We start from the raw sequence: 23552 nt of genomic DNA, 5'->3' as shown, positions 1-23552 counted from the left end.
ACCAGGGCCGCGCGGCCCGCCTGCGCGGGCTCAGACCAGCAGCAGGATCCCCGCGATGACGGAGGCGACGGCGATGGCGAGCGCGACGAGCAGGAGCACGAGGTGCACCGTGTAGAACGTCGTCGGCTTGCCGGCGGCGTCACGGGCACGCGTGTCCTTCGCGACGCGCTGGAAGAAGCGCGGCCAGGTGATGACGTTGAACACGGCACCGAGGAACAGGACGACTGCGGCGAAGACGAGCACGGTCCGATCCTAGACAACCCACGACCGGGACGAGACCGGGCAGGTGGTGCTCGGCCGCCCCCAACGCGGCCGAGTCCCGACCCGGCGAGGCCACAGGATCTGTAGCACTTGCTACAGACTGTACACGGCATGCCCCACAGCGTCGAGCACCGAACGGCTACGCGGTCTCGAGGGCGGCCTCGGCATCGGCGAGGACGGCACGCTCCGACTCGGTCAGGGACGCCCGTGCACCGCGGACCCCGTCGTTGATCTCGACGATGCGGCGGCTGAGGAGCGTCGCGGGGTCGTCGGTCGGCGGGTAGGCGTTGTCCACCCCGAGCCGCTCGTGCAGGGGCGCCAGACGCTGCAGCGCGGCGTCCACCCTGCGGGCACGGCGTCGGCGCGAGATCCGGTGCCCGAACACGAGCAGGAGCATCCCGGACGCCACGCACAGCACCGCTCCCGGCGTGGTGACGTCGTAGGGCAGCGAGAGCGCGTGCGTGACCTGCAGGTCGCCGACGACGTGGGCGACGTCCATCACGACGACCACGACCATGCGGACGACCCCGAGGACACCGCCGAGGATCAGGACCCACAACCCCACCAGGTCCGTGGTCGTCCGGGCCTCACGCAGGCGCAGCACGCAGATGAACCCCGTCGCGCCGAGTGCCACACCGAGGTAGACGGTCTGCGCGATCGAGTAGACCGTGGCCGCCGGGTGCGAACCGGCGTCGAGCATGAAGGTCGTCGTGGTCGCGGGCTTGTCGAGCACGGTGAACGCGACGAGGACCACCACGATCACCACCACGAAGGACACCAGGACCGCGTTCCGGAGCCAGGGTCGTGCCGCCCCGACCGCCTTCGCCACGCCCCACAGCAGCGTGCTCGTGCCGGCCACCATGAGGCAGTCGCTGATCACGGTCACGACGTTGAACCCACCCAGCCGCGGATCGAGCCAGCGGTACAGCGGGTCGACGTTCGTGACGATGGTGGCGGCGAAGAGCAGGAACGTGAACGCGAGGGTGCGGTCCTGCCCGCGCTGCAGGACCAGCAGCACGATCGTCCCGACGAGGAGCAGCACCGCCTGGACGACGGCGATGATCACCCGAAGACCCCGCGGAAGGCACTCGGGCGGCCGCGGTGCTGGCGGATCACGGTGGCCAGGCGGTCGGCGAAGACCTCGGCCTCGTGCTCGTACGTGTTCGAGAACAGCCCACGGGCCAGCGCCCGTTCGACCTTGTACTCGGGCAGGTCGGGGATGACGTCGCGGATGTAGGCGCTCTGCGGGGCGTGCTCCTGGTGCCGGTGCAGGACGTGGCCGAGCTCGTGGCCGATGACGAACGACCGGAAGGTCGGCGACGCGGTCGGCGAGATCATCACGAGGTGCGCGTGGTCGAGCGTGGCCACGAAGCCGCAGACGGGCTCGGCAGCCAGGAACGACTCCTCGCGCACCACGATCGGCTTGCCGACGACGTCGGCCGCGGCAGCGACGGCCTGGTCGACGTCCGACCAGCCCTCTGCCGCACCACGAGCCCAGAACGCGTCGACGAGCGCGTCGGTCATGCGACGCTCCCCCGCTGCGATTCCTCCTCGAGCACCTCGGCGATGCGTCGGAGCGCGTCGGGCGACAGTTCGCCGGGGAAGGTCCGCGCCGCGAAGCCGCTCACGCGGGCGGACCGCAGGGACCGGACGAGGGCGAGCTGGGCGCCGATGCGTTCCGGTACCTCGCTGTCCTCGAGCAGGAAGCGTTCGTCGACCTCGAAGAACCCGGCCAGCAGGCGCAGGAGCTCGGTGTCGCGGTTGCGGCGGCCGTCGCCGGAGAGCATGTAGGTCCACTTGGCCCGGGACAGGGAGCCGCCGTGGGCCGCGACGTACTCCTCGATCGAGGCGAACGGCACGGGGGCACCGCGCTGGGACTCCTCGAAGTCGAGGAGCAGGTTGAGGCGGCGCGCGAGCTCGGCGGCGTCGAGCGCCCCGCCCTTCAGATCACCCGTGTCCATCTCGGACTCCTCCCCAGCCGTGTCCGCGCGGGGTGTCGGTCCGGCGCGTGGACGCCATGCTAGCGCGGACACCCGACACCGCGCCGTTACCCTCGTGGGCATGCCCCGCCGCTTCCCCGCCACCGTCGCGGCACGCGTCGAGCACGAGATCGTCATCACGAAGTCGCGCTTCATCACCACCGTGGCGCCCGTGTCCGGCGTCGAGGACGCCGACCGCGTGATCGCCGAGGTCCGCCGACGGTACTGGGACGCCCGGCACAACTGCACGGCGATGGTCACGGGCGTGCTCGGTGACCAGGCCCGCTCCTCGGACGACGGGGAACCCTCGGGCACGGCCGGCGTCCCGATGCTCGAGGTCCTGCGCCGCCGCGACCTGACCGACGTCGTCGTGGTCGTCACGCGCTACTTCGGCGGGGTGAAGCTCGGCGCGGGCGGGCTCGTCCGGGCCTACTCGACCTCGGTCTCCGAAGCGCTCGACACCGCCGTGCCCGTTCGTCGCGAGGCCCTGACGCAGGTGCGCTTCGACGTCGACCACGCCGATGCCGGGCGGCTCGACAACGTGCTGCGCGACTGGGTCCGGCACCACCACGCGACGCTCGGCCCGACCGAGTACGGGCAGGCGGCGACCTTCGAGGTGTGGGTCCCCCACGACGCGCTCGGGGCGCTGACCGCCGACCTCGCCGCGGCGTCGGCCGGCGCGCTCGAACCCGTCGTCGGCGAGGAACGGATCGTTAACGTCCCCACCGGCTGACGTCCGGTCCGACCGAAGCCCGGTCCGGACTGACTTCTGCGCTCCGGCGCACCTCGGGCGTGTCCAGGTGCCGGAGCGCGAAGACCCCTGGAACGCACGAACGCCCCGACTCGATGAGCCGGGGCGTTCGTCCTGCGGTGCACCCCCTCGGACTTGAACCGAGAACCCACTGATTAAGAGTCAGTTGCTCTGCCAATTGAGCTAGAGGTGCATGTTCCGGCTTCCGTGCCGCAACGGGAATCAACAATAGCATGGGTTTCGCGCGCCCACGACCACTCGCGGGCGCACGACGCGAACAGGAGCACCATGACCGACCGTCTCGTCCCCGGCGACACCGCCCCCGACTTCACGCTGCCCGACCAGGACGGCGTCCAGCACTCCCTGGCCGCCCTGCGCGGCAAGAAGGTCATCGTGTACTTCTACCCGGCGGCCTCCACCCCGGGCTGCACCACCGAGGCCTGTGACTTCCGCGACAACATGTCCTCGCTGCAGGCCGCCGGCTACGAGGTGCTCGGCGTCTCGAAGGACGACCAGGCGAAGCTCAAGACGTTCCAGCACGAGCAGGCGCTGACCTTCCCGCTGCTGAGCGACCCCGACCTCGCCGTGCACAAGGCGTACGCAGCCTGGGGCGAGAAGAACAACTACGGCAAGATCGTCACCGGCACGATCCGCTCCACGATCGTGGTCGGCGAGGACGGCGCCGTGCAGCTGCCGCTCTACAACGTCAAGGCCACCGGGCACGTGGCGAGCCTGCGGAAGAAGCTCGGCCTGGTCTGAGAGCCGGCCACGCACCGGAGGCCCGGTGCCGGTTCCGAGAACCGGCACCGGGCCTCCTGTGTGTGGCGGACCAGACCGTCTACTCGACCGGGCGCGCGAGCGCGGCCGTCACCGACCGCGACAGCACCAGCGTGATGCCGAGCAGGGCCGGGATGAGCAGCACCCAGCCGACCGCGGCGACCCGGAAGACGCCCTGGAACGCTCCGATCGCGATGGCGCCCTGCAGGACCTGCCAGACGATGATGCCCGAGCGCACCCACGACCGGCCGTGCCACAGGCCGTTCAGCAGCGCACCGAGCCAGAGCGCAGCGATGGCGACGAGGACGGTGAGGGCGATGCCCGACGCGATGCTCGTGGCCGGCGCGACGAGCAGTTCGACGACCAACACGACGGTCACGACCGCCAGTGCGAGGAACTCGAGGCCGACCACGACGAGCAACCCCAGCATCGCCGGCGACCGGCGCGCGAAGGGGGCGGAGGGTTCGGTGTCGTTCGGGGTGTCGTCGTGCACAGTGATCCTCCAGCATCGGAACCCTTGATTTGGCCCTACCAGTATGGAACGATATTGGAGGTCGTTTGGACGGCACGATGTGGTGTGCGTCTCCCGTGGTTCATCGCTCCTCCCCCGAGCGTCTCGCGGGCGTCAGATTCGCTTCATGCGGACTCCTCCCCACAGTTGTCCCCTCCATGCCGCATGCATGGTCAGCGTTCCGATCCCCCGAACCACGGCCCCGGCCTGCCGTTCGAGCATCGACATCAAGGAGCACCACACATGGACTGGCGTGACAAGGCTGCCTGCCTCACCGCAGACCCCGAGCTCTTCTTCCCCGTCGGGAACACCGGGCCCGCCGTCGACCAGATCGAGAAGGCCAAGTCGGTCTGTGCGCGTTGCACGGTCACCGAGATGTGCCTGCAGTACGCACTCGAGAACAACCAGGACTCGGGTGTCTGGGGTGGTCTCAGCGAGGACGAGCGTCGTGCGCTGAAGCGTCGCGCCGCTCGCGCCCGCCGCGCGTCCTGACCCCGATCGTCTGACACCACGACGCCCGTCGTCCCTTCGGGGACGGCGGGCGTCGTCGTGCGCGCGGGGATCGGCATGCGCGGGGGTCGTCATGCAAAACACCGGTGTTCACGCATCGAACACCCGGACACGGGTGTTCGACCGGTGAACACCGGTGTTGTGCGGCGCTCGGACTAGGCGGCGGGGGCGGTCAGCCAGCGGAACGGGATGCTGATCGTCACCTCGGTGCCGCTGCCCGTCAGCGTGTGCCAGTCGATGGTGCCGCCGAGCTCACCCTGGATGAGCGTGCGGACGATCTGCGTCCCGAGGCCCGACCCGACCTTGCCCTCGGGGAGCCCGACGCCGTTGTCGCGGACCTCGATCTCCAGGTGGTCGTCGAAACGGCGGGCGACGATCTCGACCTCACCGTCGCGGCCGTCCAGCCCGTGCTCGACGGCGTTCGTCACGAGTTCGGTGAGGCCGAGGGCGAGCGGCGTCGCGGCCTCGGAGGGCAGCACCCCGAACTCACCGGTCTTCTTCGGGTGCACGGTCGTGTTGTGCGACGCGGCGACCTCGGTGACCAACTTGAGGACCGAGTCGAACACCTCGTCGAAGTCCACCGTCTGGCTGAGGCCGCTCGACAGCGTGTCGTGCACGACGGCGATGGCGGCGACACGGCGCATGGCGTTCTGCAGCGAGGTCCGCGCTTCGTCCGAGTGTGTGCGTCGTGCCTGGATCCGCAGCAGGGAGGCGACGGTCTGCAGGTTGTTCTTCACGCGGTGGTGGATCTCGCGGATCGTGGCGTCCTTGGTGATGAGCTCGCGCTCCTGGTGCCGCAGCTCGGACACGTCGCGGCAGAGCACGATGGCGCCGATGCGCTCACCGTGGTCGCGGAGCGGGATCGAGCGGAGCGACACCGTGACGCCCTTCGACTCGATGTCGGCCCGCCACGGCGCCCGGCCGGTGACCACGAGCGGCAGGGACTCGTCGACGTCGAGCTGGGCGCCGATGAGCTCGGTGGTGACCTCGGCGAGGGACTTCCGCTCGAGTTCCCCCTCGAAGCCCATCCGGTTGAAGGCGCTCAGGCCGTTCGGGCTCGCGAACGTCACGGTGCCGGCGGTGTCCAGGCGCAGCAGGCCGTCGCTGGCGCGGGGCGCCCCACGGCGGGGGCCCGCCGGTGCGCCGAGGTCGGGGAAGTCACCGGTCGCGATCATGCCGAACAGGTCGTTCGCGCTCGCGGTGAAGTTGAGCTCCTGGCGGCTCGGGGTCCGCATCTCGTCCTGGTTGGAGTGCCGGGTCACGACGGCGATCGGCCGTTCGGTGGTCTCGGCGCTCTTCGGGCTCAGGCGGCGGAGCACCGGGATCGCGCGGACGCGGGTCGGGGTGTCCTCGTACCAGTCCGGCTCGGCGGAGTCGACGACGCGGGAACCAGCGAAGCTCTCGGTCACCTGGCCGCGCCACTCCTCGCGGATCTCCTGCCCGACGATGTCCCGGTAGAACAGCGTCGCCGCGGAGCTCGGGCGGGCGTGCGCGACGGCCACGAACGAGCCGTCCTCGGCGGTCGGGACCCAGAGCACCATGTCGGCGAAGGACAGGTCGGCGAGGAGCTGCCAGTCCCCCACGAGCAGGTGGAGCCACTCCACGTCTGCTTCCGAGGAACGGCCTTGCGCGAGGACGAGGTCACTGAGGGTCGACACCCAGCCAGTCTAGGTCCGCCGCCTTGTGGAGAACGTCGCCCTCTCCACAGGGTAGACAGCGTTGTATTTCGTATGTCGTACGCCCCATACGCTCGCTCCAACGACGGAAGGGGCAGGGGTGGCAGAGCAGGCACGCCGCATCGATCACGAGACGACGGCGGTGCACCCACCGCCCCTGCGGATCGTGGAACCGGCACCGGAACCAGCCGCGGCGTCCGGTCCCCCGGAGCCCGAGTCGACCGCTCGGGCGCTCGGGCTCTGCGTCGCCGAGGTGCTCACCGGGGCACGCGAGGTCGACAGCATCGCCCGGTGGATCAGCGACGACGTGCAGCGACACCTGCAGCAGCGGGCCGCGGTGGCGGCGCACGCCCGGGGATCCGGCCAGCGGGCCCGAGGGCGCCCGGTGCTCCGGGTCGGCAGCGTCCGGGTCTGCCGCCCCGCGGACGGCGTCGCAGAGGCAACGGTCATCGTGCACACGCGCAGCCACGCGCGAGCGGTCGCGATGCGGCTCGAGACGCGGCACGGTCGGTGGCAGGCGACCGCCATCGGCGTCCTGTAGGCGCGCCCGCTGCCGACCTGGAGGCCCGTGGCGGCGCCGCCACGGGCCTCCGATCCGGCAGGCGGCACGCAGCGCTCGCGCGCGGGACGCTAGTTCTTCTTGGTGGCTTGTCGACGCTCGGCGCGGTTGCTCGCCGCGGCCTGACCGGAGGCCGTGGCCGCGTTGCCGAACGCGGAGCCCTGCTCCGGCTCGGCAGCCGCTTCGGCCTCGGCCTGGGCGCGCTGCGCACGAGCGGTGGCGGCCTGCTCGAGGCGCCCCTTCTCGTCGCGGACCTCGACCTCGCCGTCGATGGACGGTGCCGAGTACTCGAGGCCGGAGACCTCGTCCTCGCCGAGCCCCTTGGCCTCGATGACCGCGTTCTCGCCGTCGGACTGCACCTGGACCTCGAGGTTGAACAGGTAGCCGACGGACTCTTCGCGGATCTGCCCCATCATCGTCTGGAACAGTGCGTAGCCCTCGCGCTGGTACTCGACCAGCGGGTCACGCTGCGCCATCGCGCGGAGGCCGATGCCGTCCTTCAGGTAGTCCATCTCGTACAGGTGGTCGCGCCAGCGGCGGTCGATCACCGAGAGCACCACACGACGCTCGAGCTCGCGCATCGCCTCGTCGCCGAGGAGTTCCTCACGCCGCTGGTAGGCCAGCTTGGCGTCGGAGAGGATCTCGCGGGCCAGGAAGTCTCGCGACGCCTTGCCCTTCGAGCCGGCCTCGGTGATGACCTCGTCGATGGAGATCGAGATCGGGTAGAGGGTGCCGAGCTCGGTCCACATGGCGTCGAGGTCCCAGTCGTCCGGGGAGCCTTCGCCCGTGTGGGTGTCGATGACGTCGTCGATGACCGCCTTGAGGAAGGCCTGCGCGCGGTCGTGCAGGTCGTCGCCCTCGAGGATGTGGCGGCGGTCGCTGTAGATCGCCTCACGCTGACGGTTCAGGACGTCGTCGTACTTCAGGACGTTCTTGCGGATCTCGGCGTTGCGGCCCTCGACCTGCGCCTGGGCGGACCGGATCGCGCGGCCGACGAGCTTGTTCTCGATCGCCAGGTCGTCGGGGACGTTCGAGCGGCCCATCAGGCTCTCGGCGGCACCGGAGTTGAACAGGCGCATCAGGTCGTCGGTCAGCGACAGGTAGAAGCGGCTCTCGCCCGGGTCACCCTGGCGGCCGGAACGACCACGCAGCTGGTTGTCGATGCGTCGCGACTCGTGGCGCTCGGTGCCGAGCACGTACAGGCCGCCGACTGCGCGGACCTTGTCGCCCTCTTCCTCGACCTCGGCCTTGACGCGGGCGAACACGTCGTCCCACGCGGCTTCGTACTCGTCGGGGGTCTCGGTCGGCGACAGGCCCTTGGCGTGCATCTCCTGCACGGCGAGGAACTCCGCGTTGCCACCGAGCATGATGTCGGTACCACGACCGGCCATGTTCGTCGCGACGGTCACGGCGCCGAAGCGACCGGCCTGGGCGACGATCGCGGCTTCACGGGCGTGGTTCTTCGCGTTGAGGACCTCGTGCTTCACACCCTGCTTGGCGAGGAGCTTCGACAGGTACTCGGACTTCTCGACGCTCGTGGTGCCGACGAGGACGGGCTGGCCCTTCTCGTGACGCTCCGCGATGTCCTCGGCGACCTGCTCGAACTTCGACTTCTCGTTCTTGTAGACGAGGTCCGTCTGGTCGATGCGCTGCATCGGCTTGTTCGTCGGGATGGCGACGACGCCGAGCTTGTAGGTCGACATGAACTCGGCCGCCTCGGTCTCGGCGGTACCGGTCATGCCGGAGAGCTTCTGGTACAGGCGGAAGTAGTTCTGCAGCGTGACGGTGGCGAGGGTCTGGTTCTCGGCCTTGACCTCGACGCCTTCCTTGGCCTCGATCGCCTGGTGGATGCCCTCGTTGTAGCGGCGGCCCATCAGGATGCGGCCGGTGTGCTCGTCGACGATGAGCACCTCGCCGTTCATCACGACGTAGTCCTTGTCCTTCTTGAACAGGGCGACGGCCTTGATGGAGTTGTTCAGGAACGAGATGAGCGGGGTGTTCGCCGACTCGTACAGGTTGTCGATGCCGAGGTAGTCCTCGACCTTCTCGATGCCGGGCTCGAGGACGCCGACGGTGCGCTTCTTCTCGTCGACCTCGTAGTCCTCGCCCGGGGTCAGGCGCGTGGCGATCGAGGCGAACTCGGTGAACCACCGGTTGGCCTCGCCCGACGACGGACCGGAGATGATGAGCGGCGTCCGGGCCTCGTCGATGAGGATCGAGTCGACCTCGTCCACGACGGCGAAGAAGTGGCCGCGCTGCACCATGTCGGAGGCCTGCCACGCCATGTTGTCGCGCAGGTAGTCGAAGCCGAACTCGTTGTTCGTGCCGTAGGTGATGTCGGCGGCGTACTGCTCGCGACGCTCGGGCGGGCTCTGGTTCGCGATGATGCAGCCGGTGGTCATGCCGAGCGCGCGGAAGACGCGGCCCATGATCTCGGACTGGTACGAGGCCAGGTAGTCGTTGACCGTGATGACGTGCACGCCGCGCGACGGGATCGCGTTGAGGTACGCGGCGGTCGTCGCGACGAGGGTCTTGCCCTCACCGGTCTTCATCTCGGCGATGTTGCCGAGGTGCAGGGCCGCGCCACCCATGAGCTGCACGTCGAAGTGCCGCATGCCCAGGGTGCGCTTCGCGGCTTCACGCACGGCGGCGAACGCCTCGGGCAGGAGGTCGTCGAGGGTCTCGCCGTTGGCGTACCGCTCGCGCAGCTCCTTGGTCTCGTCGTGGAGTTCCTCGTCGGTGAGGCTCGAGAAGTCGTCCTCGAGGTCGTTGATGGCCGAGGCGTACGCCTTCAGCCGACGGAGGGTTCGTCCTTCGCCGATGCGGAGGACCTTCTCCAGCACGTTTGCCACGTGAACTCCTTACGGGGTCGTCGCGCGCGACCTGCACGCCCGATCGACCAGTCATGCTAGCAACCCGCGAACGCTCGGCGCTGTGAGCGCCGCGGCTGTCGCGGACACGGGTGTGCGCGGCCCGCGAACGGACCGCGCACACGGAGCGGAACCGGAGGCTCCGCGAGGACGTCAGGCGATCGCCGCTGCGCGCTCCGCGTCGGAGTCCGCCGTGGCCGAGGCCTGCGCCTGGCCGGCGGGCACCTCGTCGATCCCGATCACGCCGTAGTCCCAGCCCTTGCGTCGGTAGACGACGCTCGGACGACGGGTCTCCGCGTCGAGGAACAGGTAGAAGTCGTGCCCGACGAGTTCCATGTAGTACAGGGCGTCGTCGACCGTCATCGGGGCGGCCTCGAACACCTTGTGCCGGATGACGACCGGGCTGTAGACCTCGTTCTCGTCCTCGGCGGTGTCCTGGTCGACGACCGGGACCGCACCGGTCGCGACCTCCTCGATGAGCTTGCCGTCGGCGGGGACGACACCCATGCCGTCGAACGCACTGCCGGCGGCCTCGGCGACCGAGGTGGGACGGTGGCGGCCGTGGTGCACCTTGCGGCGGTCACGCGCCCGACGGAGGCGCTCCATGATCCGCGCGAAGGCGAGGTCGAAGGCGGCGTACTTGTCCGACGCCGCGGACTCGGCCCGCACGAGCGGCCCCGGCCCGATCAGCGTGAGCTCCACGCGGTCCTCGCCCTGGCTGCCGCTCGACTTCTCGTGGTGGCGGCTGATGCGCACCTCGAAGGCGAGGGCGCGGTCGGCGAGCACGTCGATCTTCTCGGACTTCTGCTCGACGTAGGTGCGGAAACGGTCGGTGACCCCGACGTTCCGGCCCGTGATCGTCACGTCCATGTGGCGGCTCCCATCCAGTGTCGGCGCGTCGCCTCCGTCCGGCGACCCGAACGCCTTGCCGCGAGGCTAGACCCGGCGCACCCTCGGCGTCACGGGGCGTCGGCGAGTCTGTCGGACACTCACCGGACGCACAGTGGACACCGGGTGTTCACGGAGCCGTCAGTCGTCGACGCTCGCCAGGGCGACGCAGCGCACCACCCGACCACCCGCCGACCGCACGGCGCGGACACCCTCGGCCATCGTCACGCCGGTCGTGACGACGTCGTCGACGAGCACCACGTGGCGGCCGGCGACCCCGACCGCGCGCAGGGTGCCGACGGTGGCGGCGACCCGCTCCACCGCCGATCGTTCCTTCTGCCCGGGCCCCGCACCCCGGCGTCCGGCCCGGGTCCGGACGAGCCGCCCCGTCCGCCGGACACCGCCGCGGGCGAGCAGGAGCACCACCGGGTCGAACCCGCGGCGCCGGGCACCCGCACGGGACGGCGGGACGCGGAGCACCACGGTGCCGTCCGGTGCCGCGGCGAGCGCCGTCCGGACGAGTGCACCGAACCGGCCACCGAGCGGACGGGCGACGTCGACCCGGCCGCGCAGCTTCAGCTCGAGGACCAGGGTGCGGACCAGCCCCTCGTACTCGAAGGCGGCGTCGAGCCGGACGCCGGCGACGAGCCGGACGCGCCCGGGGCGTGCGTCGAGCGCCGCGCGGCACGGCCGGCAGAGTGCGCGGTCCGGGCGGCCGCAGCCCAGGCAGGCGACGGGGAGGAACAGTCCGAGCACGGCGAGCAGGGCGTCACGCCACGGGGTGGGGGCGTCGTCAGGGGGCACGACCACGATCGTGGCGGTGACCGGACGACGGCGGTGGGCCGGTGTGCCGGGCTGTGGACGGGCCTCCAGGCCGGGTGCGGTGTGGAGGAGGGTGCCGTCAGCGCTGGACGCCGAGCACGTCGGCGGTGACGCCCGTCGTGTCCCAGCCACCACCGGTGGACTGCAGGACGTCACCGCTCGACATCCGGAGCAGCAGCGCCCCGCCGCTGCCCCCGCTGATCGCGGTCGCGCGGCCGTCGGGCTTCGGCAGGGTGCTCGACTTGCCGCCGATGGTCGTGCGCACGATGTTCGGGCCGCTGGTGGTCTGTCCGACCGAGGCGACGTCGGTGTCGTTCACCCACGTGGCGTCGACGGCGGTGCCGCTGGCGGCCTGCACCCGGACGGGGGCACCGAACGAGCTGGGTGACCGGTCGGACCCGCGGATGATCGCCATCACGTACAGGCCGGGTCCGTCGGCGGTCTCGATGAGCGCGAGCGCCCTGGTGGAGTCGCGGGACACCTGGAACGACACGAGGTCGCCGCGCGGCAGGGTGGTGCGGACCTCGTGCGGGTCGCCGCCGAGGCCGTACGCGGTGATGCGGCGGGTGTCGGACTGTTCTCCGACCCACACGAAGCCGAGGTCGTCGACGGCGGGGGCGACGAGGTCCTCGCGTGCGTCGACGCGCAGGCGGTCCTTGCCGCGCACGACGACGGCGCCGTCCCGGTTGCCGACGGCCGCGGTGGTGCCGGATGCCGACAGGGCGATCGAGGTCGGGTCGAGGCCGGCGATCGCCGCACCGACGCCGCTGCCGAGTTCGGCGACCTTGCCGGTGCCCGAGGCTGCGTAGCCGACGACGCCGTCGTGTTCGACCAGGGGTCTGGGGTCGACGTCGGGGTTCTGCTGGGCGTCCGCTCCCCCGGAGTCCGGCACCGACAGCGTCGCGCCCTCGATCGTCATCGACACCGACGAGATGGTGGCGACCGAGGCGAGGGACTTGCTGAGCTGTTCGCGCATCCGGACCTTGTCGATGGTGCTCGCGCCCAGGGCGTCCCTCGACAGGTCGACGAGGGCCGTGCCGCTGTCGATCGTCACCGCGTTGAGGGACAGTTGGGTGCCCTCCGGGAACGACGAGACGACGGCGCCCTTCAGCCAGTCGGCGGGACCGGCGAGCAGGGCGCTGGCGATGCGGGTGCTGGTGGAGGACCGGGCGAGGAACCAGCGCTGGTCGGGCACGAGGAAGCGGTAGGTGGGGTCGTAGAAGTACAGCGCGTGCGGCTGGAACACCGACTCGAAGCTGACCGGCGACAGGATGATGCCGTCCGGGGCGTAGGCGATGCGCCACTCGCCGTCCTCGCGGACGAACTGGAACGTCAGCGTCGACGAGGTGGGGCGGACGGCCTGGGTGTACTCCCCCTCGGCGTCCACGGTGGCGCTGGCCGTCATCGTGTACGTGAGCTCACGGTCGTCGGCGCGCTCGACGGTGCCGCTGCCGTCGCGGATCGTGACGCCCTGCCGCGGGTTCCACCGCTGGGCGAAGTCGTCCGCCAGGAACTGCCGGGCGATCGCGTAGTTGTCCTGGGCGCCGGTGGCCGCGGCGATGAACCCGCGGAGGATGGCCGTCTGGTCGGATCCGGTGATCGGCTTGTCCGGCCGGAAGTCGACGCCCGAGAGCGACTCGTCCTTGATGGTCTGCCCGGTGCGCACGGCGCCGTCGGTGGGGATCGCTGCGCAGGCGGTGACCGCGAACAGGCTGACCGCGGCGAGCGCGACGGCGAGGACGTGGCGGATCCGGTGGCGCATCAGGACTCCTCTCGCACGGCGCGGGGGCCGTCGTACGACTCGTCGAGTTCGGGCAGCGGGATGGCCGAGGTGGCGGTCGTCCCCTGTTCGTTGCGGGGCAGGGTCAGCACGAACGTCGACCCTTCGCCCGGCCGGGACCACACGTCGATGCGGCCACCGTGGAGCTTGGCGTCGCCGAGGCTGATCGCGAGACCGAGCCCGGTGCCGCCGATGGTGCGCTTGCGGCTCGGGTCGGCGCGCCAGAAACGGTCGAACACCCGTCCAGCGTCCTCCGGCGGCATGCCGACCCCCTGGTCACGGACGGCGATGGCGACGGTGCGCGCATCGCTGTCGACGACGACCTGCACGGGCTTGGCGTCGCCGTGCTCGATCGCGTTGCCGACCAGGTTGCGGAGGATCCGGCGGACGCGCTTGGCGTCGAGCCGCATGGTGGTGTGGCCGCCGGGCGTGGCGAGCTGCAGGTCGATGCCGGCGCGTTCGGCCAGCGGACGGAACTCGTCGACGATGTCCGCGGCGATGGACGCCGGCACGACGGGCGCGGTGTCGAGCTGGACCGCCTGGGCGTCGTAGCGGGAGATCTCGAGCAGGTCGGCGAGGAGCAGTTCGAAGCGCTCCACCTGGGCGTGCAGGAGCTCGGCGGACCGACCGACCGACGGTTCGAACGCGTGCCGGGAGTCGTAGAGCATGTCGCCGGCGAGCCGGATCGTGGTGAGCGGGGTGCGGAGCTCGTGCGAGACGTCGGAGACGAACCGCTGCTGCACGCGCGAGAGCTCGGCGAGCTGGGTGATCTGGCGGCTGACCGCCTCGGCCATGCCGTTGAAGCTCCGCGCCAGGGTCGCCAGGTCGTCCTGGCCGCGCACCGGGATGCGTTCGTCGAGGCGACCAGCGGCGATCTTCCGGCTCGTCTCGGCGGCACCGCGGATCGGCACGACGACGAGCCGGACGACGAGCGAGGTGACCAGGGCGATGAGCACCATGAGCGCCACACCGCCGATGGACAGCGTCTGGGACACGAAGTCCAGGGTCTGCTGCGCGTCCGAGAGGTCGTAGACCAGGTAGAGCTCGTACTGCCCGGCGCTCGGGATCTGCAGGGTTGACCCGACGGCGAGCCCCGGCACGCGGCGCCCGTCGTCGTCGAGCTGGACGGGCTGCAGGCTGAGCCGACCGGTGTTCTGCCCCACTTCCTTCCGCAGGTCGTCGGTGATCACCGCGTCCGGGAAGTCCTGGCTGGCGATGGTCTGCAGCGTCTGCGGGGTGGACTGGCCCGGGCTCCGCTCGATCGCGATGCTCGTCCCGCCGGGGCTCGTCGTGTTCGACAGGATCGCCTGCTGCGCCTCGTTCTGCAGGGTCTCGAGCTCGGACTGGTTGTTGTCCTCGGCCGCGGTCGCCGCGTCGAAGATCCCCTGGGCGACGATGGTGGCCCGGGCCGACTCCGACTCGATCTGGTCACGGCGCTGCGAGTAGACGTTCGTCGAGATGCTCACCATGACCGCGGTGCCGATGATCCCCACCGCGAGCCCCGTCGTCATCACGGTGATGGCGACCGAGCGGAACATGAGCGAGCGCCGCCACAGGTACGCGATCGGGCGCCAGCCCCGTCGGAGCCAGCGCCGCATCCGGCGACGGCCACGGTCGACGACACCGATCGAGACCGTGGCGCCGCTGACACCGCGGGCCGGGCCCGACGGGCGCGTCGAGGGCGGCACGGTGCTCAGGCTCCTCCGGCGCGGTACCCGACGCCGCGCACCGTGGTGACGGTCTTCGGGTTGTCCGGGTCGTGCTCGATCTTCGCGCGGAGCCGCTGCACGTGGACGTTCACCAGCCGGGTGTCCGCCTTGTAGTGGTAGCCCCAGACCTGTTCGAGCAGCATCTCGCGGGTGAAGACCTGGTTGGGCTTCTCGGCGAGCGCCCGGAGCAGGTCGAACTCGAGCGGCGTGAGCGCGATCACGGTGTCGCCGCGGCGCACCTCGTGCCCGGCGACGTCGACCGTGACGTCGCCGACGTGCAGCACGGTGGCGTCGGATGCGCTGGGCCGCAGCCGGGTGCGGATGCGCGCGACGAGCTCCTTCGGGTTGAAGGGCTTCACGACGTAGTCGTCGGCGCCGTTCTCGAGCCCGAGGACGACATCGGCGGTGTCGCTCTTCGCGGTGAGCATGATGATCGGCGTGCCGCTCTCGGCACGGATGCGCTTGCACACCTCGATGCCGTCGATGCCGGGCAGCATGACGTCGAGCAGGACGAGGTCCGGCTTGGTGGCGTGGAACGCGTCGACGGCGTCGTTGCCGTCGGCGCTGAACTCGGGTTCGTACCCCTCGGAGCGGAGCACGATGCCGATCATCTCGGAGAGGGCCTGGTCGTCGTCGACGACGAGGATGCGCGGTGTCATGTGATCTGGACTCCGGGTGGCGTGCGGGAGTGCCGTGGTCGGCACGTGTCCCCACACGATAGCCGAGGCCCCGCCGCGCGGGGTTTTCCGACAGGATGGGGGTGGGACGTGCATCGCTGGCACGGTCCGACACGACGAGGGGGCTGGAGTCATGTCCGATTGGCACACACCGGGCGGTGGGCAGCAGGGTGCGCCGACACCGCCGGCGTCCGGACCGACACAGGGACCCGGACCCCAGCCAGGAGGCCCGCCCCGCTTCTCGGTGCCGCCGCAGCCCGCCCCGGGGTCGGGTCCGGGGCGACCGGGCGGTCCGTCCGGCGGCTCGCGTCCGGTGATCCCGCTGCGCCCGCTCGGTCTCGGCGACGTCCTGGCCGGCGCGTTCACGGTCTTCCGTCGGAACGCCCGCGTGCTGCTGCTCTGGAGCGTGCTGCTGAGCGGTGTACTCGGCCTGCTGTCGACGCTGGCCAGCACGTTCGGGCAGCAGGCACTGCAGTCGCGGATGTTCTCCGCCCTCGACGGCGGCAGTGGCGCCGGCTCGGTGGCCGCGGGCACGCTGACGCTCACGGCGCTCATGTCGATCGGGCTGCCCTTCCTCGCCTACCTCGGTCGCGGGTTCCTCGTCGCGCCGGTCGCCGCGGACACCGGGCAGCGGGTGCTCGGCCGCCGCGCCACGTTCCGCGGGCTGTGGGCGCTGCTGGCCGGACGCCGCTGGCCGGTCGTCGCGTGGATGCTCGTGCAGACCGCGGCCGGCGTCGTCATCGCGATCGTCGCGGGGCTCGTCTTCTTCGGGGTCTTCGCGACGATCGGTGCCGCCGGCTCCGGGACCGGCTGGTTCGTGCTGGCGCTCGTGCTCTTCGTGCTCGGGCTCGGTGTCGTCGTCGTGTGGCTCGGCATCCGCTTCGTGTTCACCGTCCCGACGATCGCGCTCGAGGGCCGACCGGTCTTCGCCGCTGCCGCCCAGTCGTGGCGCCTGACCCGCGGGGCCTTCTGGCGGACCTTCGGCATCCTGCTGCTCGTGCAGCTGATGTTCGGCTTCGCGGCGTCCATCGCGTCGATCCCGCTCACCGTCGGCACCGTGCTCGTCGGGGGCACGTTCGACCCGCTCGGGCAGACCGGCGGTCCGTCGGGCGCCGGCGCCGGTGCGGTCATCGCGATCGTCATCGGCAGCCTGCTCGCGATGGCGGTGCAGTGCATCACCGACGTCCTGAGCGCGTCGGTCACCACGTTCCTGGCCATCGACCGGCGGATCCGCACCGAGGCCCTGGACCAGCGGATCGCGTCGCACCTGGACTCCGGGCAGCCGACCGACCCGTTCGCGCCGTCCGAGCCCGTCGCGCGGCCGCCGTGGCCCCCGCAGCAGCAGTGGGGCGGCCAGCAGTGGCAGGCGCAGCAGCAGCAGCAGTGGCCGGGGCAGCAGCAGTGGTCCGGGCAGCAGCAACCGCAGTGGCAACCCGCACAGCAGCAGCAACCGCAGTGGCACCCCACCCAGCAGCCGTGGCAGCCGGGGCAGCAACAGCCGCAGTCCCAGTCGCAGCAGCCGCCCTGGCAGCAGGGTCCGGGCCAGTCGCCGCCGAACGGCAACGCGTGACGGCGGTCGACCCGGACGAGGCGCGTCGTCTGCTCGAACGCGAACTCGACCGGTCCGCCTACGACGGTGCCCAGCCGACGTGGTGGGACCGTGCCTCGCGGTCCTTCCTCGACTGGCTCGGCTCGCTCCGCGCCGACGGTCTCGACTCCCCCGCCGCGGCCCGCACCGCGCTGGTGATCGCGATCGTGGTGCTCGTCGCGGTCGTCGTGCTCGTCGTCGTCGCGCGGGGGCTCCCCCGACGGCGCGCCCGGGCCGGCGACGGCGACACCGGCGGGGTCTTCGACGCCGACGACCTGCGCTCCGCCCGCGAACTCCTCGAGGCGGCCCAGGCCGCAGTGCGCCGCGCCGACTGGTCGGCAGCGGTGCTGGACGGCTTCCGCGCGATCGCCCGCGGACTCGGTGAGCGCGACCTGGTGCCCGACGTGCCCGGTGCGACCGCCCGCACGATCGCCGCACGCGGCGCCGTGCCGTTCCCCGCGTCAGCCGGTGCGCTCGACGCCGCGGCGACGTCCTTCGACGCGGTCCGGTACCTCGGTGCCGAGGCCGACCAGGACACCGCCCTCCGCGTGCTCGACACCGAGCAGACCGTCCGACAGGCCCGCCCGGCGCGGGTCGAGGCACCGGTGGTGCCGGCATGACGGCCGACACCGCCACCCGGACGAGCGCCGCCCCGGCCTCGGCCCCGGCCTCGGCTCCGGCCTCGGATCCGGCTTCCGGTCCGGCCGAGGGACGCCGGTTCCGCTTCGGTTTCTGGGTCGTGATCGTCCTGGTCGGGGTCCTGCTCGCCGCCCTGACGGCGGTCGTGCAGGGCACCGAGAAGGGCGCACCGCGCGCACTCGACCCGACCTCGACGACGGCGAGCGGATCCGCCGCCCTGGTGCGCGTCCTCGAGCAGCGCGGCACCGCGGTCACCGTGACCGACACCCTCGACGGCACCGGCGCGCTCGACGGCGGCACGGTGTTCATCGACGACGCCGACGGCGCGCTCGACCCCGCCGTCGCGGAACGGATCGCGCGCACCGCCCGGCACGTCGTGGTCGTGGGGACGAGCGGCGCCGGCCTCGACGCGCTGCTCGGCTTCCCGATCGACCCGCCCGGCCAGATCGACGGCAACGCCACCGTCTCGACGACCTCGTGCGGGATCCCCGCGGCGGCCTCGGCAGCGCGGGTCACGACCGCAGGCTCCGGGTACACCGTGCAGGACGAGAGCGCCGAGCGGTGCGCGCCGACCGGTGCGGGCGACTCCCGCGTCTGGGGTCTCGTCCGCACCACCACCCCGGGCGGTGACGTGACGCTGGTCGGCACCACCTCGGCGTTCCGGAACGACACCATCGCCACCGCAGGGAACGCCGCGCTGGCCCTCGGGCTGCTCGGCGGCGACGAGCGGCTCGTCTGGTACACCCCGACGGTCGGGACACCCGACGCCGCTCCGACCCTCGGCGAGCTCGCCCCGCCGTGGGTGCCGAGTGCCCTGGCCCTGCTCGCCCTCGTCGCCGTGGCTGCGGGCGTCTGGCGTGGTCGGCGCCTCGGCCCGCTCGTCGTCGAGCGGTTGCCCGTCGTCGTCCGGGCCGCCGAGACGACCGAGGGACGCGCCCGGATGTACGCCCGCACGCGGGACCGCACCCACGCGCTGGACACCCTGCGCGTCGCCGCCGTCCGACGGATCGCCCGGCTGCTCGGGCTCCCCCGCTCCGCCCACGTCGACGAGGTCGTCCGCGCCGCTGCGCAGGCGACCGGCATGCCGCACACCCGTGTCGGCGCCGTGCTCGTCGGCGGGACCACCGACGACGACCGCGCGCTCGTCGACGGCACCGCGGCGCTCGACGACCTCGAACGCGCCGTCCGCCGGGTGACCTCCGGCGACCACCCGACCTCTGACCCCGACCGACCAGGAGCACGACCGTGACCGACCTGCCCCCTGCCACCACCGAGCACGCCGCGGCGGAGCCCGACCACTCGAGCGCCGCCGGCACCGATCTGCGCGACGCGTTCGGCCGGGTCCGCACCGAGGTCGCCAAGGCCGTCGTCGGCCAGGAGGGCGCGGTCTCCGGCATGATCGTGGGCCTCCTCGCCCAGGGGCACGTGCTGCTCGAGGGCGTCCCGGGTGTCGCCAAGACCCTGCTCGTGCGCAGCCTCGCCGCCGCGATGACGCTCGACACGAAGCGCATCCAGTTCACGCCCGACCTGATGCCCGGCGACGTCACCGGATCGCTCGTCTACGACGCGTCGACCGGCACGTTCCCGTTCCGCGAGGGCCCCGTGTTCACCAACGTCCTGCTCGCCGACGAGGTCAACCGGACGCCCCCGAAGACCCAGTCGGCCCTGCTCGAGGCGATGGAGGAACGCCAGGTCAGCGTCGACGGCGACGCCCGTGCGCTGCCCGACCCGTTCTTCGTCGCCGCGACGATGAACCCGATCGAGTTCGAGGGCACGTACACGCTCCCCGAGGCACAGCTCGACCGGTTCCTGATGAAGCTGACCCTCGACATCCCCCCGCGTGACGTCGAGTGGCAGGTGCTCCGACGCCACGCCGACGGGTTCGTCCCGCGCGACGTGCGGTCGGCCGGCATCACCCCGGTGGTCGGCGTCGACGAGGTCGTGCGGGCGCAGCGCGCAGTCCGCGGCGTCGGTGCCCGCGACGACGTGCTCGCCTACATCGTCGACCTGGCCCGGGCCACGCGTCAGGCGCCCTCGGTCCGGGTCGGCGTCAGTCCCCGTGGCGCGACGGCCCTGCTCGCGGCCGCGAAGGCCTGGGCGTGGCTCACCGGCTACGACGCGATCACCCCGGACCACGTGCAGGCGATGGCCCTGCCGGTCTGGCGGCACCGCCTGCGGGTCGCCGCGGACGCCGAGCTCGAGGGCGTCGGCGCCGACGGCGTGCTCCAGCAGGTGCTCGAGCAGGTGCGGGTGCCGATCTAGTGGCGGTCTCCGGTCGGTTCGTCGCGCTCCTCGCCGTCGCCCTCGTCCCCACCGTGCTGCTCGGCAGCGGGTGGGCGGGCCTGGCGTGGGTCGGGGTGGTGCTGCTCGCCGCCGTGCTCGACGTCCTGCTCGCCGCCGACCTGCGCCGGGTCCGGGTGGAACGCCGGATGCCGCGGCTCGCCCGACGTGACAGCACCGCCGACGGCACGCTCGTGCTCGCGAACGACGGGACCCGGACGGTCCGTGGCGTGGTCCGCGACATGTGGGAGCCGTCGGCCGGCCACCGCCCCCGGCGGATCCGGATGACGGTGCCCGGCGGGGAGCGACGGACGGCGCAGATGCGCTTCACACCGTTCCGCCGCGGCCGACGTCGCACCACCGGGGTCGCCGTGCGGTCCTTCGGCCCCCTGGGCCTCGCGGCGCGCCAGCGGGTCGTGGCAGCACCGGGCGAACTCGTCGTCACGCCGCCCTTCCGGTCGCGGCGGCACCTGCCGTCACGCCTGGCACGGCTCCGCGAGCTCGACGGCGAGACCACCCTGCAGCTCCGCGGGCACGGCACCGAGTTCGACTCGCTGCGCGACTACGTCCGCGGCGACGACGTGCGCTCCATCGACTGGCGGGCGACCGCTCGGCGACAGGACCTCGTCGTCCGCACGTGGCGGCCGGAGCGCGACCGGCGCGTCGTCGTCGTGGTGGACGCGGGGCGAGCGGGTGCCGGCCGTGTCGCCGACGAGCCACGGCTCGACACGTTCATCGAGTCGGCGCTGCTCCTCGGCGCGCTCGCTGCCGCCGCCGGTGACCGGGTCGACCTGGTCGTCCTCGACGACACCGCGCACGACCGCGTGCACGGCGCCACCCGCACCGACGTCGTGCAGCGCTTCGGCGAAGCACTCGCGATGGCCGAACCCGGGCTCGCCGCGACCGACTGGGCGTCCGTGCCCGCACTCGTCGACTCGATCACGACCTCGCGCGCACTGGTCGTCCTCGCCTCGAGCCTGGACTCCGTCGGTGCCTCGGGTGACCTGCTCGCCGTGCTCCCCCGGCTGTCACGACGGCACGCGGTGGTCGTGACGAGCATCGAGGACCCGGCCGTCGAGCGGATGGCACACGGCGGGGTGGACCCGACCACGTCGATCCGCACCGCGCGGGGCGGACGGGTGCCGGGCCTCCCCACCGGCGCGGAGCGCGACGTCTACCGACGCGCCGCCGCGGAACGCACGCTGCTCGACGCGGACGGAGCGGCCGACGTCGCACGCCGATCCGGCGCCGAGGTCGTCCGTGGCGCGCCGGCGGACGTCCCGCCGCTCGTCGCCGACGCCTACATCCGGGCGAAGGCCTCCGGCCGACTCTGAACCGGGGCAGGCCCTAGCCCGCCACCAGGGCGGTGGAGCCGCGCTCGAACTCCTCGAGGTCGCCGCGCTCCCCCGCCCGGTAGGCGCGACCGCCGAGCACCCACTGGTACGCGAGCACCGCGACCAGGGCGATCGTGCCGATGCCGATCTTGATCGGCCACGGCCAGTCCTGCCGCGTCACCACGCCCTCGACGATGCCGGACAGCAGCAGGGTCAGGGTCAGGCCGATCGCGATGGTGATGAGTGCCCGGCCGTCCTCGGCGAGGGCCTGGGCGCGGGTGCGACCGGGGCCCGGTGCCACCCACGACCAGAAGATCATCAGCCCCGCGCCACCGGCCAGGAAGACCGAGTAGAGCTCCAGCTGCCCGTGCGGGGAGATGTAGAGGAAGAAGTCGGCCAGGCGTCCCTGGGAGTGCATGATCGCCGCGGACACCCCCAGGCTGACGGCGTTCTGCATGATCGAGAACGGCACGAAGACCCCGGTGATCCCGAAGGCGACCATCGTCGCGGCGATGTACGCGTTGTTCGTCCAGACCTGCGCCGTGAACGCCCCGAGACCGCGGTTCGAGTAGTAGTCGACGAAGTCCTGCGTGGCGTACCGGCGCAGGGCCTCGTCGCTGCCGAAGGTCGCCGTCGCACCGGGGGTCGTGGTGATCCAGATCGCGACGATCGCCCCGATCGCCACCGTCGCGAGCGCGACCCAGATGGTCACCCAGCGGATCCGGTAGAGCGCCGCGGGGAGCTGCCGCGTGAAGAACAGTGCGACCGCGGTCAGCGGGTCGACGGGGGTGCCGGTGAAGCGCAGTCGGGCGCGGAACAGCGTGAGCGAGAGCCGGTCGCCGGTCACGGTGCGCGGTGCGGCACCGCGGATGCGGGCGAGGTCGGTGGCGGCCTCCTGGTAGCCGGCGACGAGCCGGTCGACGTCCGCACCGGACCGGTGCCGGGCACGCGCCAGCCGGTCGAGCTCCTGCCACCGGTCACGATGCACCTCGGCGTAGGCATCCAGGTCCACGAGTTCCCCCTCAGGTCGCGCGATCTCCGACAGAATGATCCCATGCCGAAGCCCCGCACGCCGCGTGACCTCGCCGACGCCCGGTTCTCGCGCGATCTCGACGAGACCGCCGACGAGCTCGTGGTGGGCGAGGGTGTCGCGCTCGACGTCCAACCCGCCGGACTCGTGCTGCGGCTCGCAGCGGCCCTGCTGGACGGCCTGTGCGTCCTCGTCCTGTTCGTGCTCGCGATGTTCGGGGTCGCACGACTCTGGCCGAGGGGCCTCGAACCCGCCTGGGGTGCTGCGCTGAACATCGTGCTGCTCGTCGTCGTGCTGGTGCTGGTCCCCGCCGCGGTCGAGACGGTGACGAAGGGGCGGAGCGTCGGACGGTTCGCCACCGGCACCCGGGTGGTCCGGCTCGACGGCGGTTCGATCGGGTTCCGGCACGCCTTCACCCGGTCGCTCGTCGGCCTGTTCGAGCTCTGGATGACGTTCGGGTCGGTCGCCCTGCTCGTCGCGCTGTTCGGCACCCGGCCGAGGCGCCTCGGGGACCTGCTCGCAGGCACGATCGTGCAGCACGAGCGCCTGCCGAAACAGCGCGACCCCGAGGTGCTCCTGCCACCGGAACTGGCGGCGTGGGCCGGCGTCGCGGACGTCTCGGCGCTGCCGCAGCGGTTGGAGAACCGGCTCGGCGCGTTCTTCCGCGGGGCGGCGCTGATGCGACCGGAACTGCGCGAGGCAGCGGCGCAGTCGCTCGCGGCCGAGGTGTCGGCGTTCGCCCACCCCGTGCCGCCCGTGCCGCCCGAGGTGTTCCTGGCCGGGGTCGTCGTGCTGCGTCGTCGTCGGGACGTCCGGGCGCTGGGCGCCCGCGCCGAGCTGCTCACCGCAGCGGGGTCCACGGCGTCGGCGCGCCCGCCGGGCTTCCCCCGCTGACGCAGCGCGCGGCGCGG

The 23552-nt window shown here is 72.0% G+C and carries 23 protein-coding genes and 1 tRNA gene; 10 read left to right on the top strand and 14 right to left on the bottom strand.

Annotated elements, in window-relative coordinates; all coding sequences use genetic code 11:
• Window positions 1-30 precede the first annotated feature (30 nt).
• From QRN30_RS11380 to QRN30_RS11365, 4 genes are all read right to left on the bottom strand, one after another.
• The gene (locus tag QRN30_RS11380; protein WP_017888827.1) at window positions 31-243 is read right to left on the bottom strand and encodes an SCO4848 family membrane protein; all 213 of its coding nucleotides are present in this window, start codon (window positions 241-243) and stop codon (window positions 31-33) included.
• A 157-nt stretch (window positions 244-400) separates the two neighbouring features.
• Complete coding sequence (locus tag QRN30_RS11375) at window positions 401-1327, bottom strand: hypothetical protein (RefSeq protein ID WP_274008063.1); 927 nt, start codon at window positions 1325-1327, stop codon at window positions 401-403.
• Window positions 1324-1785 (bottom strand): ImmA/IrrE family metallo-endopeptidase, encoded by a 462-nt coding sequence (locus QRN30_RS11370; RefSeq protein ID WP_159556636.1) that lies wholly within the window; start codon window positions 1783-1785, stop codon window positions 1324-1326. The genes QRN30_RS11375 and QRN30_RS11370 overlap by 4 nt, the downstream gene beginning before the upstream one ends.
• A complete protein-coding gene (locus QRN30_RS11365) occupies window positions 1782-2222 on the bottom strand; it encodes a hypothetical protein (protein ID WP_017888824.1) in 441 nt (146 codons plus the stop codon). Before QRN30_RS11365 ends, QRN30_RS11370 begins: the two co-directional genes overlap by 4 nt.
• A 100-nt stretch (window positions 2223-2322) precedes the next feature.
• Here QRN30_RS11365 and QRN30_RS11360 point away from each other — a divergent pair, with 100 nt between their 5' ends.
• Window positions 2323-2973, top strand: a complete 651-nt coding sequence (locus tag QRN30_RS11360) for a YigZ family protein (protein WP_056071084.1) — start codon at window positions 2323-2325, stop codon at window positions 2971-2973.
• Window positions 2974-3111: 138 nt separating this feature from the next.
• Here the strand turns inward: QRN30_RS11360 and QRN30_RS11355 are convergent.
• Window positions 3112-3184, bottom strand: a tRNA-Lys gene (locus tag QRN30_RS11355).
• Between the two features lie 95 nt (window positions 3185-3279).
• Here QRN30_RS11355 and bcp point away from each other — a divergent pair.
• Window positions 3280-3750 carry a thioredoxin-dependent thiol peroxidase gene (gene bcp, locus QRN30_RS11350; protein WP_017888822.1) on the top strand — a complete coding sequence of 157 codons (471 nt, stop codon included), beginning with the start codon at window positions 3280-3282 and terminating at the stop codon, window positions 3748-3750.
• 79 nt (window positions 3751-3829) lie between these two features.
• Here the strand turns inward: bcp and QRN30_RS11345 are convergent, their stop codons facing one another.
• Window positions 3830-4261: a hypothetical protein gene (locus QRN30_RS11345; protein WP_284761099.1), complete on the bottom strand. Its 432-nt coding sequence runs from the start codon at window positions 4259-4261 to the stop codon at window positions 3830-3832.
• Between the two features lie 261 nt (window positions 4262-4522).
• On the opposite strand from QRN30_RS11345, the gene QRN30_RS11340 reads away from it, so the two are divergent.
• Entirely contained in the window at window positions 4523-4771 is a 249-nt protein-coding gene (locus QRN30_RS11340) for a WhiB family transcriptional regulator (RefSeq protein WP_017888820.1), read from the top strand.
• Window positions 4772-4944: 173 nt separating this feature from the next.
• On the opposite strand, the gene QRN30_RS11335 is transcribed toward QRN30_RS11340, so the two are convergent.
• Window positions 4945-6447, bottom strand: a complete 1503-nt coding sequence (locus QRN30_RS11335; RefSeq protein WP_042538784.1) for a sensor histidine kinase — start codon at window positions 6445-6447, stop codon at window positions 4945-4947.
• A 118-nt stretch (window positions 6448-6565) separates the two neighbouring features.
• Here QRN30_RS11335 and QRN30_RS11330 point away from each other — a divergent pair, with 118 nt between their 5' ends.
• On the top strand, window positions 6566-7006 hold the full coding sequence (locus tag QRN30_RS11330; RefSeq protein WP_052481754.1) for an Rv3235 family protein: 441 nt from the start codon (window positions 6566-6568) through the stop codon (window positions 7004-7006).
• A gap of 89 nt (window positions 7007-7095) precedes the next feature.
• Here the strand turns inward: QRN30_RS11330 and secA are convergent, their stop codons facing one another.
• The 6 genes from secA to mtrA all read right to left on the bottom strand — a co-directional run bounded on the left by secA (window position 7096) and on the right by mtrA (window position 15752).
• A complete protein-coding gene (gene secA, locus QRN30_RS11325) occupies window positions 7096-9876 on the bottom strand; it encodes a preprotein translocase subunit SecA (protein ID WP_284761098.1) in 2781 nt (926 codons plus the stop codon).
• Between the two features lie 171 nt (window positions 9877-10047).
• Window positions 10048-10764 carry a ribosome hibernation-promoting factor, HPF/YfiA family gene (hpf, locus tag QRN30_RS11320; RefSeq protein WP_284761097.1) on the bottom strand — a complete coding sequence of 239 codons (717 nt, stop codon included), beginning with the start codon at window positions 10762-10764 and terminating at the stop codon, window positions 10048-10050.
• 159 nt (window positions 10765-10923) lie between these two features.
• Window positions 10924-11586 (bottom strand): ComF family protein, encoded by a 663-nt coding sequence (locus QRN30_RS11315; RefSeq protein WP_259552770.1) that lies wholly within the window; start codon window positions 11584-11586, stop codon window positions 10924-10926.
• A 97-nt stretch (window positions 11587-11683) separates the two neighbouring features.
• The gene (locus QRN30_RS11310) at window positions 11684-13366 is read right to left on the bottom strand and encodes an LpqB family beta-propeller domain-containing protein (protein ID WP_052481756.1); all 1683 of its coding nucleotides are present in this window, start codon (window positions 13364-13366) and stop codon (window positions 11684-11686) included.
• Window positions 13366-15072 carry an MtrAB system histidine kinase MtrB gene (gene mtrB, locus QRN30_RS11305; protein ID WP_017888814.1) on the bottom strand — a complete coding sequence of 569 codons (1707 nt, stop codon included), beginning with the start codon at window positions 15070-15072 and terminating at the stop codon, window positions 13366-13368. The genes QRN30_RS11310 and mtrB overlap by 1 nt, the downstream gene beginning before the upstream one ends.
• A 5-nt stretch (window positions 15073-15077) precedes the next feature.
• The gene (gene mtrA / locus QRN30_RS11300) at window positions 15078-15752 is read right to left on the bottom strand and encodes an MtrAB system response regulator MtrA (protein ID WP_017888813.1); all 675 of its coding nucleotides are present in this window, start codon (window positions 15750-15752) and stop codon (window positions 15078-15080) included.
• 331 nt (window positions 15753-16083) lie between these two features.
• Here mtrA and QRN30_RS11295 point away from each other — a divergent pair, with 331 nt between their 5' ends.
• Genes QRN30_RS11295 through QRN30_RS11275 form a run of 5 tightly spaced genes read left to right on the top strand, consistent with a single transcriptional unit; the run spans window position 16084 to window position 21611 of the window.
• Window positions 16084-17340 carry a glycerophosphoryl diester phosphodiesterase membrane domain-containing protein gene (locus tag QRN30_RS11295; protein ID WP_284761096.1) on the top strand — a complete coding sequence of 419 codons (1257 nt, stop codon included), beginning with the start codon at window positions 16084-16086 and terminating at the stop codon, window positions 17338-17340.
• Window positions 17337-17978 (top strand): DUF4129 domain-containing protein, encoded by a 642-nt coding sequence (locus QRN30_RS11290; protein WP_056070922.1) that lies wholly within the window; start codon window positions 17337-17339, stop codon window positions 17976-17978. The genes QRN30_RS11295 and QRN30_RS11290 overlap by 4 nt, the downstream gene beginning before the upstream one ends.
• Window positions 17975-19246: a DUF4350 domain-containing protein gene (locus QRN30_RS11285; protein ID WP_274008072.1), complete on the top strand. Its 1272-nt coding sequence runs from the start codon at window positions 17975-17977 to the stop codon at window positions 19244-19246. The genes QRN30_RS11290 and QRN30_RS11285 overlap by 4 nt, the downstream gene beginning before the upstream one ends.
• A 5-nt stretch (window positions 19247-19251) precedes the next feature.
• Window positions 19252-20259, top strand: a complete 1008-nt coding sequence (locus QRN30_RS11280; protein ID WP_371831414.1) for an AAA family ATPase — start codon at window positions 19252-19254, stop codon at window positions 20257-20259.
• Window positions 20259-21611: a DUF58 domain-containing protein gene (locus QRN30_RS11275; RefSeq protein ID WP_194589666.1), complete on the top strand. Its 1353-nt coding sequence runs from the start codon at window positions 20259-20261 to the stop codon at window positions 21609-21611. Before QRN30_RS11280 ends, QRN30_RS11275 begins: the two co-directional genes overlap by 1 nt.
• Before the next feature lie 13 nt (window positions 21612-21624).
• On the opposite strand, the gene QRN30_RS11270 is transcribed toward QRN30_RS11275, so the two are convergent.
• Complete coding sequence (locus tag QRN30_RS11270) at window positions 21625-22623, bottom strand: stage II sporulation protein M (RefSeq protein WP_194589667.1); 999 nt, start codon at window positions 22621-22623, stop codon at window positions 21625-21627.
• 42 nt (window positions 22624-22665) lie between these two features.
• On the opposite strand from QRN30_RS11270, the gene QRN30_RS11265 reads away from it, so the two are divergent.
• On the top strand, window positions 22666-23535 hold the full coding sequence (locus tag QRN30_RS11265; RefSeq protein WP_017888806.1) for an RDD family protein: 870 nt from the start codon (window positions 22666-22668) through the stop codon (window positions 23533-23535).
• Window positions 23536-23552: the final 17 nt, after the last annotated feature.

This window comes from Curtobacterium sp. MEB011 (assembly GCF_030209655.1).
Taxonomy (GTDB): domain Bacteria; phylum Actinomycetota; class Actinomycetes; order Actinomycetales; family Microbacteriaceae; genus Curtobacterium; species Curtobacterium poinsettiae.
The sequence above is the reverse complement of the archived record's forward strand: the minus strand, read 5'-3'. Positions and strand labels throughout refer to the sequence as shown.